General features: G+C 36.3%; 12 protein-coding genes. 5 read left to right on the top strand and 7 right to left on the bottom strand.

The features are described from left to right. Positions 1–211: 211 nt before the first annotated feature. On the top strand, positions 212–880 hold the full coding sequence (locus HGC4_RS00340; protein WP_157258038.1) for a hypothetical protein: 669 nt from the start codon (positions 212–214) through the stop codon (positions 878–880). Between the two features lie 93 nt (positions 881–973). Here HGC4_RS00340 and HGC4_RS00335 read toward each other — a convergent pair whose 3' ends face one another. The 3 genes from HGC4_RS00335 to hemG form a co-directional block, all read right to left on the bottom strand. Then, on the bottom strand, positions 974–1,786 hold the full coding sequence (locus HGC4_RS00335) for a tRNA threonylcarbamoyladenosine dehydratase (RefSeq protein WP_050708123.1): 813 nt from the start codon (positions 1,784–1,786) through the stop codon (positions 974–976). A 90-nt stretch (positions 1,787–1,876) separates the two neighbouring features. Next, entirely contained in the window at positions 1,877–2,533 is a 657-nt protein-coding gene (upp, locus tag HGC4_RS00330) for a uracil phosphoribosyltransferase (RefSeq protein WP_050708122.1), read from the bottom strand. Positions 2,534–2,659: 126 nt separating this feature from the next. Further along, positions 2,660–4,015, bottom strand: a complete 1,356-nt coding sequence (gene hemG, locus HGC4_RS00325) for a protoporphyrinogen oxidase (RefSeq protein ID WP_050708121.1) — start codon at positions 4,013–4,015, stop codon at positions 2,660–2,662. Between the two features lie 392 nt (positions 4,016–4,407). On the opposite strand from hemG, the gene HGC4_RS00320 reads away from it, so the two are divergent. The 4 genes from HGC4_RS00320 (at position 4,408) to pdxB (ending at position 11,294) form a co-directional block, all read left to right on the top strand. Then, the gene (locus tag HGC4_RS00320; RefSeq protein WP_050708120.1) at positions 4,408–4,767 is read left to right on the top strand and encodes an arsenate reductase family protein; all 360 of its coding nucleotides are present in this window, start codon (positions 4,408–4,410) and stop codon (positions 4,765–4,767) included. 162 nt (positions 4,768–4,929) lie between these two features. Next, on the top strand, positions 4,930–9,399 hold the full coding sequence (locus tag HGC4_RS00315; protein WP_050708119.1) for a translocation/assembly module TamB domain-containing protein: 4,470 nt from the start codon (positions 4,930–4,932) through the stop codon (positions 9,397–9,399). A gap of 9 nt (positions 9,400–9,408) precedes the next feature. Continuing rightward, entirely contained in the window at positions 9,409–10,098 is a 690-nt protein-coding gene (locus tag HGC4_RS00310) for an ABC transporter ATP-binding protein (RefSeq protein WP_050708118.1), read from the top strand. An 83-nt stretch (positions 10,099–10,181) separates the two neighbouring features. Continuing rightward, positions 10,182–11,294 carry a 4-phosphoerythronate dehydrogenase PdxB gene (gene pdxB / locus HGC4_RS00305; RefSeq protein WP_050708117.1) on the top strand — a complete coding sequence of 371 codons (1,113 nt, stop codon included), beginning with the start codon at positions 10,182–10,184 and terminating at the stop codon, positions 11,292–11,294. Positions 11,295–11,326: 32 nt separating this feature from the next. On the opposite strand, the gene HGC4_RS00300 is transcribed toward pdxB, so the two are convergent. The 4 genes from HGC4_RS00300 to tpiA all read right to left on the bottom strand — a co-directional run bounded on the left by HGC4_RS00300 (position 11,327) and on the right by tpiA (position 14,109). Beyond that, complete coding sequence (locus HGC4_RS00300; protein ID WP_050708116.1) at positions 11,327–11,854, bottom strand: RBBP9/YdeN family alpha/beta hydrolase; 528 nt, start codon at positions 11,852–11,854, stop codon at positions 11,327–11,329. Positions 11,855–11,940: 86 nt separating this feature from the next. Beyond that, positions 11,941–12,516 carry a GTP cyclohydrolase I FolE gene (gene folE / locus HGC4_RS00295; protein WP_050708115.1) on the bottom strand — a complete coding sequence of 192 codons (576 nt, stop codon included), beginning with the start codon at positions 12,514–12,516 and terminating at the stop codon, positions 11,941–11,943. Between the two features lie 41 nt (positions 12,517–12,557). Beyond that, on the bottom strand, positions 12,558–13,088 hold the full coding sequence (locus HGC4_RS00290) for an SPOR domain-containing protein (protein WP_050708114.1): 531 nt from the start codon (positions 13,086–13,088) through the stop codon (positions 12,558–12,560). A gap of 265 nt (positions 13,089–13,353) precedes the next feature. Then, entirely contained in the window at positions 13,354–14,109 is a 756-nt protein-coding gene (gene tpiA / locus HGC4_RS00285) for a triose-phosphate isomerase (RefSeq protein ID WP_050708113.1), read from the bottom strand. Positions 14,110–14,188 lie beyond the last annotated feature (79 nt).

The raw sequence follows: 14,188 nt of genomic DNA, 5'->3' as shown, positions 1-14,188 counted from the left end.
AGAAAAAGATTAGATTTATTTAAGTTTTATTTTTGTTTGTTTTTTAATGTAATGTTAGATATCTAATTGATATAATTGGTTTTATATGTGAAATGACAAATGTGTCACTTGAACACAAATTGAGAAAATAAATGCATTATTCACAAATGAAGATGAGAATTACATGATAATATTTCATAACATTGTGCTTGGTAAACTCAAAGAGATATTTATGGAACTTTTATTCAAAGAAATAAGACAAATTATCACGCCGGAATTTATAGCCGACTCGTCTCGTCAATTTATGATAGATGAAGCTGTCCTGACGAGTTTGTCTGATTCTATTGTTGCTGGTATATTTGGAGCTCTTCTATCAAGAGGTGATAATTCTGTATCGGAAGATATGCTGGTTAGTTTTGCATCTCCTTTCGATGATAATGAAGAAATAAAAATATTTTCAATAGAAGACCAAACTAATTCCAAGACAGTAAATGCTATAATAGCTTGGGAGAATGGAGCTTTCGGAGGAAAACGAATGGAGTTTGTTTCTCTATTGGCTCAAACGCTAGGTGTTGATAAGGCTTGTGTAGAACAGATACTGCTCAATATTGCGTATGTTTCCGCTATATATTTAGGAAGAAAGATAATCACTAAAGAATATACAGTAACGGGTCTGTTAGGGCAGATGCATGCGGAGCGAAACTTCTATTTAGGGTATGTTCCTTCTGGCTTAACCTCGTTGTTAGGCTTACCCTCTTTATTGACGCTAGGACAGAATCTCACGTCTGACGCAAAGGTTGTGAGTGATACTGTGTATCACGAGATTATGCATGGCAATACTCCGGTAAAAGAAAAAAAGAATAGTTGGTGGAAGTGGTTCTCTTTTAAGGCCGCTCTATAAATACACTATTTAATATTATACGAAATAAAACCCCGGTGGATTGATGTCCACTGGGGTTTTCTCTATATCTAAGTATTATGCTGACGTTTTATATCAGGCAGGCACTTTCTCCTCTTTACAAATATTTTGTATAACTAATCCTGCCAAAGTAAATCCGAATATGGCAGTAGCATGTGCTAAAGTTCCATTTATTTGAGCTTTGGTACTGCACCATTCGTGGTTAGCTAAATCGGGATTTCCCGGAGCCATCTTTGATTTTGGGCATAAACATTTCTCTGTTCCGCAAGATTCGTTTGCACCTCTGTTCTCCAAAACCTCTTCGCTATATACGCAAAGGAATTTACGAGATGGCTTTTCGCTTTTTTTGAATTTACGGCGTAGAGCTGCTGCCAAAGGACATCCTTTTACTTGCCAAAACTCAGCTACCTTTATTTTAGTAGGATCCATTTTCAGAGCAGCCCCCATTGATGATAATAGTACCGCTTTGGTTTTTGTAGCAGTACGGATCAAGTCCATTTTATTGGTGAGACTATCTATTGCATCAATGATATAATCATACTCCTCAAGATGGAACGATTCTGAAGTTTCAGGGCTGTATATTTGTTGAAGAGCATTAATCTCGGCTTTTGGATTTATCTCTAGTAAACGCTCTTTTAAAACATCCACTTTTACCTGACCTACTGTTTTGGTAGTAGCAAGGAGTTGTCTGTTTATATTGGTAATACAAACACGATCAGAATCAACAATAGTTATATTTCTAATGCCTGAGCGTACCAAGCTTTCGGCACACCAACTGCCAACGCCTCCTACACCGAATATGATAATTCGTTGCGAAGCTATTTTATCCATAAGCGTATCACCCAATAAGAGTTCAGTTCGCTTGAATATTCCTTTTTCTATACCCATTTTTAGAGTTTACGTATATATAATTGATAACAAATAGGTCTGGAGACCTTAATTGTAGTAAAGATGGAAAGTGATTTTTCTTTTGATAGTTTAATCTTTCTGACCGTAAGCTAAATCTCCTGCATCTCCCAATCCTGGAACGATGTATGCCTGCTCGTTAAGCAACGGATCGATATCGGCTGCCCAAATAGTTGTAGTTGCATCCGGAAATTTTTCTTTGCAATAATCAATTGCCTCTTGGCTGGCAATAACTGTTGCTATATGTACATGTTTAGGCGAACCTTTAGTAAGAAGTGCATGATATGATAGTTCCATGCTTCCACCTGTTGCAAGCATCGGATCGGTAAGTATAAGCACCTTACCATCCAAACGAGGAGAAGCAATATATTCTATGCTAACATGAAAGCTTTCGTGATTTTCGCGATATTTACGATATGCCGAAACGAAAGAGTTTTCTGCATTATCGAAATAATTAAGGAATCCGTGATGAAAACCTAGTCCGGCACGTAAAATTGTACCCAATACAATTTTATCTTGATATAAATTAGCCGGAGCACTACCCAGAGGGGTTTGTACCTCTAGAGTCTCATAAGACAGGTTTTTACTTATTTCGTAAGCAATGATTTCTCCGATACGCTCTAGGTTGCGGCGAAAACGCATACTGTCTTGTTGGATGTTTACATCTCGAATTTCGCTGACAAAACGATTTAGAATCGAGTTTTGTTCAGACAAGTTTATTACTTTCATTTTTCTTATTTTGGCGACAAAGATATATCGAAAAAATGAAAATATGTTTCAGTGAAACTTTTTTTAAGCGTATATGCCTAATTTATTGTTGAGGTAAGTTGCATATTCAAAAATAGTTGGAAGTGATTAGAGTATATTTTCGGTAATATCATAAGCTTGTTTTACCCTGTCGGCTATACCAATACCATTCCGTAGATTACCTGCTATGACTAAACCGGGATACTGCGCCTCTATTTTTTCAACGGTTTCGAATCTTTTGCCACTCGATTTTTCATACTGAGGGATAGCATGAGGATGACGGAATATCTTTATGAATTGAATAGCAGAAGTAGGAATTTTAAATAAACTATCTAAATCCTCTTTTACGATTTGTTCTATATTTGAATCATCTAAATCGAATATTTCGGGGTTTCTGATGCCTCCCATATAGATTGCCAATGTGGCGTATCCTTCAGGGGCACGATTCTCAAAACAAAAAGAGGGGAATAAGACTCCCAATATTCTTTGTTTTTCTTTTTCAGGGATCAATCCTCCAAATGAAATGTATTTATTGTCGATGGCTTCTTTATCTACACCTACTGCCACTTGTATAACTCTGGCATAAGTAAGAGTTGAAATGTTTTGCATATCGGCTTTGTCTACAAAAGGTAATATCTGGGGTAGGGCATGAGCTCCGACTGTTGATATGGCTTTGTTTGTAGTTAAAGATATTGGATTTCCCTCTTTGACGAAACTAACTTCGTATTGATTTCCATTTGGTATTATTTGTATTTTTTCAGCAGAGCAAATAATGTTTTCCTCTCCAATTTTCTCAACCAGCTTTTCTACAAGTGAGCTAAAACCACCTTGTCCGGAGAATACTTTTCGAGAGGCTTTTTTATCCCTATCGGTCTTTACTTCTTTACTCTTTTTATAGGATCCACCAATGAAACTTCCATATTTTTGCTCCAAATTATAGAGTTTAGGTAAAGCATATTTTGTAACCAACTTAGTAGGGTCTCCTGCATATATTCCTGATATGAAGGGGTTAACTGCATAATCTACAAAAGACCGACCAATTCGTCTGGAAGCAAGTGATGCAACCGATTCTTCAGGATCAGTGCCTTTCTTTCGGAAGGGCTCAAAAGCTATTTTTATTTTGTCTGAGAATGAAAATAAAGGGGTTTTCAGAAAGCTAATTGCACCAGAGGGTAACGGATGCCAAGTATTATTTTTTAAGATCAAACGTTTCTCGGCATCACTATTGGCTGTCTCGGGTTGTATGCCCAATAGCTCAAAAAGTTCAGCAATTTCAGGGTTGCCTATTACTCCTGTGTTAGGTCCTTCTTCAAATACAAATCCGTTTTCGTTATGCGAACGGATAGCTCCTCCCACACGCTTTTCTTTTTCGAGGATAAGAATATTGAGTCCTTTTTTTTTCAGATAAAAAGCAGTACTAAGTCCGGTAAGTCCCGCACCAATTATAATTGCATCGTATTTCATTCGACAGTTTCTTTGATCTTTATGTAAAGTTAAATCTTTACTAGACATTTGTCATTGTAAAGATTCTAGGCTATAATACTAGCTAAAGCAATAAAAAGGTCTTAGACCTTCAAAACAATATGATTGTTAAAAGCGTTAGTAAAAGTAGTCAAATAAAGAGAATGGAACAATCACCAGATATAGTGATTTAAGTTCATCTGTCTTTTTGATACATTTTATACCTCAAAGATCAATTTTCCTTATACTTATTAGCCTCTATTTAAAGGAAAATAAGAAAGAAAATTTAACTTTGTGTGATTGTGTTATCTTTAAGGCTTTAGCTCTGCTTGTCGGACAATTGAAAGCCATAAAGAGAATATTGGATTTGACAATAAATTTAAAGATCTAAAGAGATGAAAAAAATCTTATTCCTACAATATCCCAAATGTAGTACCTGCCAGAAAGCCTCAAAATGGCTCAAAGAAAATAATATAGATATAGAAAGCAGACATATAGTAGAAAATAATCCCACTGTAGAAGAATTGACCAGTTGGATAGATCGGAGTAAACTACCTGTTGCTAAGTTTTTCAACACTTCGGGAAATGTTTATAAAGAACAAAATCTGAAAGAAAAAGTCAAAACGGAATCTAAAGAAGAACTAATCAAAATATTAGCAACTAACGGGATGGTTGTAAAACGCCCTCTTGTTATTGGTGATGATTTTGTGCTTATCGGGTTTAAGGAAGATGAGTGGGCTGCTCAATTGAAATAAAATTGTTTTACGGTATTATTCGGCTGTAAGTATTTACAGCGTTATTAGTCACAACTATCAATTGTACTTATACTAACCAAAGTAATTGAATGGGTCTGAGACCTTAACAAACTTTGGGGATAGTATTCGACAAAGGAAAAAATAGGTTTAAGACCTTAAAATATGGATAAGGAACACAAAGAGACAGAAACAAATAAACCTCTTCGGAAAAAGAATTATATAAAGAAAGCGTTTAAGGTTTTGACTTATATAATACTAAGTTTTATTGCGTTAATTATAATCTTATACGGTGTCTTATCTATACCTGCCGTTCAGCGTAAATTGGTTGACTTTGCTCTGGGAGAGCTACGAACAATTTTAAAAACGGAGGTTCGAATAGATGGGGTTAGTTTAAGACTTTTCAATCATGTAAACCTTAAAGGTGTATATGTAGAAGATCAGGCAAAGGATACCCTTATTTATGCCGGAAACTTGGATGTGCATATAAGCCCTTGGTCTTTATTAAGGAACAAATTATTAATTAACGAAATCGAGTTGGAAGATGTTACGGCTAACTTGTCTCAGCAAACTTCTCAGTCTGATTTCAACTTTCAATTTATAATAGATGCATTTTCGAGTAGTGATACTACCCCTGTTGATACAACAAAGAGAAGTTTAATAATAGATATTGTGGATGTTACCCTTAAGAATGCGAAACTTAAGTATGATATTCTTTCGGATACAATCACACCTGGTGTATTCAATTCGTCACATATAAGCATCTCGGATCTGAATGCTAATTTGAAACTACCCTCCATAGATCCAGAGAATCTTAATATCACATTGGTATCGTTGGCTCTAAAAGAGCAAACCGGTTTGGAGATTAAAGAATTAAAGGCACATCTTACTTCCGATAAAACAACTTATTATTTGGCAGATGCTTCATTGAGTCTTCCTAATTCGGTGCTTAAAATTCCTTCCGCACATTATAATTTGTCGACTAATGATGTCGCTCTTGTAACAGAGCAATCCAAGCTATCTCCTTTGGATTTAGTCCCTTTTATGACTAGTCTTAAATATCTTCAACATGATATTCTATTGGAGACTTCTATAAAAGGAAAACTACCATTGGTAAATATTGAGAATCTGCTTTTGAATTATGGGGACGAAACGAATATAAAAGCAAACGGTTCTATATCAAATTACGAACGATACGATTTGGCTGATTTAAGTCTCGATATAACCAGCTTTTTGATTACTCCTGATGCGATAGTTGATTTTGCTAAACTCGGCGATTCTACTTTCGTAGCACCTGACATGCTGAAAACTCTTGGAAATATAAGGCTTAACGGAAATCTCCAAGGAAAACTAAGCAATCTTAATATAAAAGCAGAAGCGTGGGCTAAACAAGGGGCTATACAGATGCTAGCCACTGGATCAGTAGATACCACTTTCCAGAATTACAATGTCAGAGCAAGACTACAAACGCAGAATTTCAATTTGGGCTCATTGTTAGCAGATCCCGAATTTGGACGCTTATCTATGAATCTTAATCTGAATGCATCACAAAGTACCAGACAACCTTTGAGTGCCGATGTAAAAGGACAGGTTAATGGTCTTCAATATCATAAGCAAAATTATAACGACATTCCATTTACAGCCTATTATAATTCGGCGAAAATGGGAGCTTGGATTAAGGCAGATCTTCCTGCTGGTAAGTTTGAGGCTAAAGCTGATATGACACAGGCCAAGATTCCTACAATTGATGTTGACATGAGCGTTGAAAAACTTCAAGTCGATCGATTTATAGATAGCCTACAATGGAAAAACCCTTTGCTGTCGTTTCATCTGAAAGGCAATATTATAGGACTGGATCCTGCTAAGATTCAAGGAGATGTAGTTGTTGAGGATTTTGTGTTCTCGCGTGATAGCTTATCTTTTATACCGGGTAGAATAGAGCTTAAAGCCGGAATGACAGATGAGTCGAAGAAATATATAAAACTGAGCACATCTTTATTGAATGCAAGCATTGAAGGTGAGTACAATTTTATGACATTGTCGGATGAAATTGCAATTATAATGAATCAATACTTACCGGGAATATTTCCTCAGCCAAAATATAAGCGGCAAAGAAGTATGCAGAACGATTTCAACTTTAGTTTGGCTTTAGATAATACTGAAAATCTGACAGAGACTTTCGATCTCCCTGCGAATATAATAAAGCCAATGATTATAAGTGGCTTGATAAATACCAAAGAAAACAAATTTAAAGCTACGGCAGATATGCCTCTCGTTGAATTTGGGGCATTGAGTATTCTGAATACGCGGATAGATATTGCAAATACCGACACCTTGATGAATTTACACGGTAATACGGTTCTGTATAATGGTTCGGAAAAAGTCAAGTTTGTATTAAATACTGATATAGAATCGGATTCGATAAATGCATTTTTAACAGCTAAAACTGATAGTGGAAGTATTAATATAGATGGAAGTATAAAAGCTTTGGCAAACCTAAGGACATCCGAAAGTGGAGAAATGATCTCTTACGTGCGTTTGTCTCCTACTGATCTGAATGTGGGTAAGCTCAAAATGACTCTTATGCCAGCCGAAATAACGAATGAAGGAACAAGAACCACAATTTCTAATTTTGGTTTTACTGTTGGGAACAACAGGATGTTGAGCCGATTCTTTGGTGTGGATGGCGTTGTCTCAGATCAAGAAACAGATACGCTGAACGTGTCGTTCTTTAATGCACATCTGGGTGATATATTTCAGGCATTTGATATAGGTAATGTAAGTGCAATAGCCGATGGCAATATAAAAATAATGAATGCGCTAAGTACTCCAGAGCTTTATACAAATAACCTCACTTTGTCAAATATTATCATATTTAATGATACCCTTGGCGATTTGTCTGTAAAGAGTCATTGGAGTGAGGAGGTGGGTGCAATTGGTCTTCAAGCTAAATTAGAGAAAGTTGGTTCACAAAGCGAGTTCTCGGGTTGGGTATATCCCACTCAAGACTCGTTAGATCTGAAACTAAACTTAGATCGATTGGATATTGCTTGGATACAACCTTTTGTTCCTGATATGTTGAATCGAGCTTCGGGTAGCATTAGTACGGGATTGAATGTTACGGGGCGTCTTACTGCTCCTCTTGTACATGGCTGGTTAGGGGTGAATGATGCCTATCTGGGGATTGATTATACTAATGTAACATATCATATTTCGGATACTATAGAGATAGAACCAAACAAGATAGGTTTTGATAATCTGATTGTTGAAGATAGCTATAAAAACAAAGCAACTGTAAATGCTTTGATGACGCATAAGAATTTTGAGGATATGCGATATACCTTAGACATGAAACTCAATAACCTGTTAGTCTTAAATACTGCCAATAGAACAGATAGTTTGTTCTATGGAAAAGTATTTGCGAGTGGAACGGTTAATGTCAAAGGATCGGATGATCTGATAGATATGAAAATGAAGATCACAAATGGGCGAAACTCAAGTCTGAATGTACAGATTCCTCAAACATCGCAAGCATCAGTTTTCGAAAGTATAGTTTATATTAATGTGCCGGAGCAATCCGCTGTACAGCAAATTGTAGCCGAGATTCCAAAACCGTTACCTCTCCGTTTGTCTGTTAATTTGACGGTAACTCCCGATTTTCAAATGGGTGTTATAATCAATCCAGTAACGGGAGATGCTATGCAAGTGAAAGGATCGGGACTGATTAATTTTTCATATGATATGCAGTCCGAAGCCATGAATGCTTTTGGAGATTATATGGTATCTGATGGTTTTGTACGGCTTAGATTACAGAATATAAAGACACTAGAGTTCAAAATCAGAGAGGGAAGTAAACTTGTGTTTAACGGTGACCCTTTGAAAACAAACTTCGATATAACTGCTTATAGAAGAGTAAGAGCAGATCTTACAACATTAGATCCAAGCTTTGATACCGATCAGAGTAATTCGCCAAGGGTAGATGTTGATGCCGAGTTGATGATTAAGGGAAATATGGATAAGATGGATCTCTCATACGATATAACTTTACCTAATGCTAGTGATGAGCAAAAGCAGCGAGTAAGGAGTTTAATTGCTACTAATGAGCAGAAAGTTATTCAATTTGCATTTCTAGTAGCTACAGGTTCATTCCATAGTCAGAATGGGTCTTCTGTTAGCGGAAGTATGGCTGATGGTTTAGTTACCAGTATAGCATCAAGTGCTCTTTCGAGTGGTTTAAATGCCTTACTTGGAAATGCTTTAGGAGATAAATGGGCTATCGGGGCTAACATATCTTCAAACGATGGGTCATTCTCGGATGTAGATATGACGGTAAGTTTATCGCGTAAGTTTATGGAAGATAAGCTCGAATTTAATAGTAACCTTGGTTATAGAACAGACCAGTCGACAGCTGATAATTCATTTATAGGTGACTTTGATATTGCATATGCTCTTACCCGGAACATAAAGGTAAAAGTGTTTAATCAGACTAATGAGAGACTTTACAGACAAGCTGCTACCACACAAGGTATAGGTCTTGTTTATACCAAAGAGGCAAAGAGGATAAAAGAGCTTTTCCAAGCATTTAAGAAACGAAGAAAACGCCCCGCAAAGGAAACAACAGAAAGCACTAAATAATTACTAGTTGTGATAGAGGTTTGTAATATATCAAAAAGCTATGGCAGTCATGAAGTTCTTCGTGATGTAAGCTTTACTTTAAACAAAGGAGAAATAACTGCTTTCTTAGGACCCAATGGTGCTGGGAAAAGCACAACCATGAATATTATTGCAGGAGTAATCTCTGCAACTAAAGGGCAGGTCTCTATCAATGGTGAAGATATACAAGAGAATCCCCGAAAAATAAAGCGAGGCATTGGTTATCTTCCCGAATACAATCCTCTGTATGAAGATATGTATGTAAAAGAATACCTTGAGTACGCAGCGCATATTTATTTGCCAAAGACTGAGGTAAAGCAACGAGTGGATGAGATGATACAAGTTGTGAGTATTGAATCGGAATATAGAAAAAAGATACATTCCTTATCCAACGGTAACAAGCAGCGGGTAGGGCTGGCTCAGGCTCTTATTCATAATCCTGATATTCTTATCTTAGATGAACCTTCTAATGGATTAGATCCTAATCAACAAGCCAATATGATGGAGCTCATCGTTGAGCTAGGTAAATCAAAAGTTGTTTTATATTCATCACACCGATTTGATGATGTGTCGAACATTGCTTGCCGTTACTTGGTCTTAAATAAAGGGAGTTTAGTTTTTGATGGTAAAGCTAGTGATGTAGTTTCGGTCAAAGACTTGTTCAATACATATTGTAAATAATTATTGAAGAGTTTGAATAATAACGAATCTTGGTTATTATATTATCCACAGTAATAAAAAGGTATAAGACCTTAATTTGAAAAATGAAAATAGTAGCAGACAAAAATATACCTTTCTTAAAAGGAGTGGCAGAAGCATATGGTGAAGTAACTTATTTGGCAGGAGCAGACTTCTCTAAAGAAGCTATTAAAGACGTAGATGCTCTGATTGTACGTACGGTTACACATTTTGGCAAGGAGTTGTTAGAAGGCTCTAAAGTGAAGCTTATTTGTACAGCTACCATAGGTTATGATCATATTGATACAGACTATTGTGATGCACATGGTATCAAGTGGACAAATGCTCCGGGATGTAACTCAGGCTCTGTTGAACAATATATTGCTTCGGCTTTGATCGTTATAGCTCAGCAAAACGGTTTCTTATTGAAAGGTAAAACAATAGGAATAGTAGGAGTTGGCAATGTTGGGAAGAAAGTTGCTTTAGTATGCGAGGCTCTGGGGATGCGCGTATTAAAAAATGATCCTCCTCGTGAGGAATCAGAGGGAGGAAATGAATTTGTAAGTCTTGCTACTATCAAAAGAGAGGCAGATATAATTACATTTCATACACCTCTCATCCGTGAAGGAAAATATGCAACCCATCATTTAGCAAATGATAATTTCTTTGATAGTTTAGCAAAGAATCCTATTATAGTAAATGCTGCTCGTGGCGGTATTATTGATACATCTGCTATAAAAAAGGCTTTAATCGAAAAACAAATCTCAGGAACTATTATTGATTGTTGGGAAAAAGAACCCAACATCGATCTAGAGTATATGAAGCTCGTAGATATTGCAACACCTCATATAGCAGGTTATTCTGCTGATGGAAAAGGCAATGCAACCCGAATGTCTTTAGAAGCTATTGCCGAATTTTGGTCTTTATCAAAAGAGCCTATCAAGAAGATTGTAATACCTCAGGTTGAAAACCCAATTATAGATTGGAGTACTTTAAGTGGTAATAAGCTAGAGCAAGCTATTCTGATGACCTACAATCCGATGGAAGATCATGGGCGGTTAGTAAGTAATCCTCCTGATTTTAGTTCACTACGAGGTAACTATCCTCTCCGTCGAGAATACTTAAGTTATACAGTTGAAAAGGTAGATAATGCAGAAGATAAAGCGATATTGCAGAAATTAGGCTTTATAGTAAAATAGAAGTACTGAAAAATTAAGTTGAGGGTATTTACTTAACCAAGCTTTTTTAGAATCTCCAATCCTTCTTGCCACTCTCCGTAACCCGATGCAGCATTGATGTGTCCCGCATCTCCTATATTAATAAGTGTGCTACCCCAACTTTTGGTAAAAAGCTCTACTCTTTTCATTGATACCCAAGGGTCGTTGGTGCTTGCAACAACAATGGTGTTAAAGTTGATTTTCTCCAAAGATATAGGAGTAAATCCACTTGACGTAAATGTATAGAATGGAGATTCGATATCACTTGGTGCAACAAGCAAAGCTCCTTTTATTTTCTTGCCAGACTGTTTCGCCCAATGTGCAATAGTTATACAGCCTAAGCTATGCCCGATAAGGATTACTGTTGATAGGTCGTATTTACTTACAACGTCATCAATATTTTTTATCCACTCGTGACAATTCGGGGCATCCCAACCTTGTTGCTCTATTCGTGTAAAATTATCTCCCGACTTTTCAAAGAAAGTTTGCCAATGGTCTGGTCCTGAATTTCCAAGTCCAGGTACGATGAAATAGTTATTCATAAAAGTAAGTGCTTAATGAAACGATTGAAATCTATAACTAATTCTAAATTTTACACTTCCAGAGTTTTTAGATAAGGTCTTAGACTTTATCTAATCAAGTTGATAAATTCTTCACGTGTTTTTGCTGTATTAAAAACACCTGTAAAGTCTGAAGTGGTAGTTGTTGAATTTTGTTTTTGAACACCACGCATTTGCATACACATGTGTTGTGCTTCTATAACCACCATTACCCCCATTGGATTAAGAGTCTTCTGAATACAATCTTTAATCTGAGTAGTTAATCTCTCTTGTACTTGTAAACGTCTTGCAAAGACTTCTACTACACGAGGTATTTTACTCAAACCTGTAATGTATCCGTTAGGAATATAGGCAACATGTGCTTTACCCCAGAAAGGTAGCATATGATGCTCACACAATGAATAAAAATCGATATCCTTTACAATAACCATTTGGCTATAATCTTCCTTAAAGAGCGCCTTTCTAAGAATCTCTTCCGGATTTTCGTTATAACCTTTAGTTAGGAATGTCATAGCTTTAGCTACTCTTTCTGGAGTATCAAGTAGACCCTCTCTGCTAGCATCTTCACCTAATAAGTCGATAACCGATTTGTAGTGAGTAGCCAACAGCGATATGTTGTTTTCTTCGTTATTTATTGAAGACATTTCTTTTATAATTAAGTATAATCTAAATTATCCTGTCGTTTTTATTCCACAGGAATTTTAATTACATCATCTACGATGCGCATTTCTCTCCCAAATCCCGGAAATTTAGCTTTCATCTCACTTAAAGCTTGACTAGCTTGCTCTTGTGTTTTGAAATTTCCAGCTCTTACACGCCATACAGGAGAATTGTAAGATACACTTACTTCCATGTTAGGAAATGACGATTGTATAGCTCCTTTTCTGTAGTTAGCTTCGTTTTTAGCAACCTTTTGGTCGTTGCCTGAATATACTTGAATTCGGTATCCCTTAGCTCTTATAAAGTTTTTAGGAGCATCAGTACTAGCACCATCCGAAGAGGTGGATAGTTGGTTGGTAACAGTATTTGCACTTGATGCTACACTGCTTATCATATTTGCTCCAATAAGATTTTTGAGACCTTCGTCCTGATATATAACAATTTTTCCTTGTCCTGCCTTTGGAGTATTCAGATCATCAATGATAGATCTGCTCTGTGCGTTTGTGTAAGCACAGATAGAAAAAAGGCAAAGGAATATGTAAAATGATTTTCTCATAATGTGTTGTAATATAAATAATTGCCGAACTATGTATTGTTTAACAATCCATAAGATAGTTTGGTTCAGAGATTTTAGCTCAGTCGATAAACGTGTTTATTGTTATATTTTGTAAATATAACAATCTTTGGTTTTATTCTTTCCAAAGCAATAAAAAGGTCTGAGACCTTAAAGTCCGCTAATGACAAATTACTTATAACTGAAAAACACGGAGGAGATTAAAACATCTCCCCGTGTGATATTTATCTAAGAATTAAAACCAAAATCAAAAAGCTTCGATAATTGGCATAAATTTGTCTACTTCAAGAGAAGCACCACCGATAAGACCTCCGTCTACATCAGGATTTGAGAAAAGTTCTTTTGCGTTTGATGCATTACAGCTTCCTCCGTAAAGGATAGATGTATTGTCAGCAACTTCTTTACCATATTTATCAGTAAGAGTTTTACGGATGAATGCGTGGATTTCTTGAGCTTGAGCCGAAGTTGCAGTTTTACCTGTTCCGATAGCCCATACAGGTTCGTAAGCTAATACAAGTTTAGAGAAATCAGCAGCAGAAAGATCGAAAAGAGCATTCTCGATTTGAGCTTTTACTACAGCTTCTTGTTTGTTAGCTTCTCTTTCTTCCAATACTTCTCCGATACAGAAAATAGGAGTAAGTCCGTTAGCAAGAGCTAAAAGTACTTTTTCTTTTAGGATAGCATCAGTTTCGCCATAATAAGCACGACGTTCAGAGTGACCTAATATTACATATTTTGCACCGGTAGAAGCTACCATAGCAGCAGAGATTTCGCCAGTATATGCACCCGAAGCTTTGTCTGCACAATTTTGCGCAGCCACTCCGATTTTTTGATCGCCAATAGCAGCAGAAGCGCTTGCTAAATGGATAAATGGAGTACCAAGTATTACATCACAATTGATTGTTTTACCCGCTAATGCTGTTTTAAGAGCATCAACAATAGCCAAACCTTCTTGAAGAGTTTTGTTCATTTTCCAGTTTCCTGCAACAATGTTCTTTCTCATAATGAAATGATATTATTTAGTTTAAAAAATTACTATTCTAAGGTTTCAAACCTTGTTTCGTTACTTTGGCAAGTGTGTA

The organism is Dysgonomonas sp. HGC4, from assembly GCF_001261715.1.
In the GTDB taxonomy this organism is placed as follows: Bacteria; Bacteroidota; Bacteroidia; order Bacteroidales; family Dysgonomonadaceae; genus Dysgonomonas_A.
Note: the sequence above shows the minus strand (reverse complement) of the source record. Positions and strands in the feature narration are given on the sequence as shown.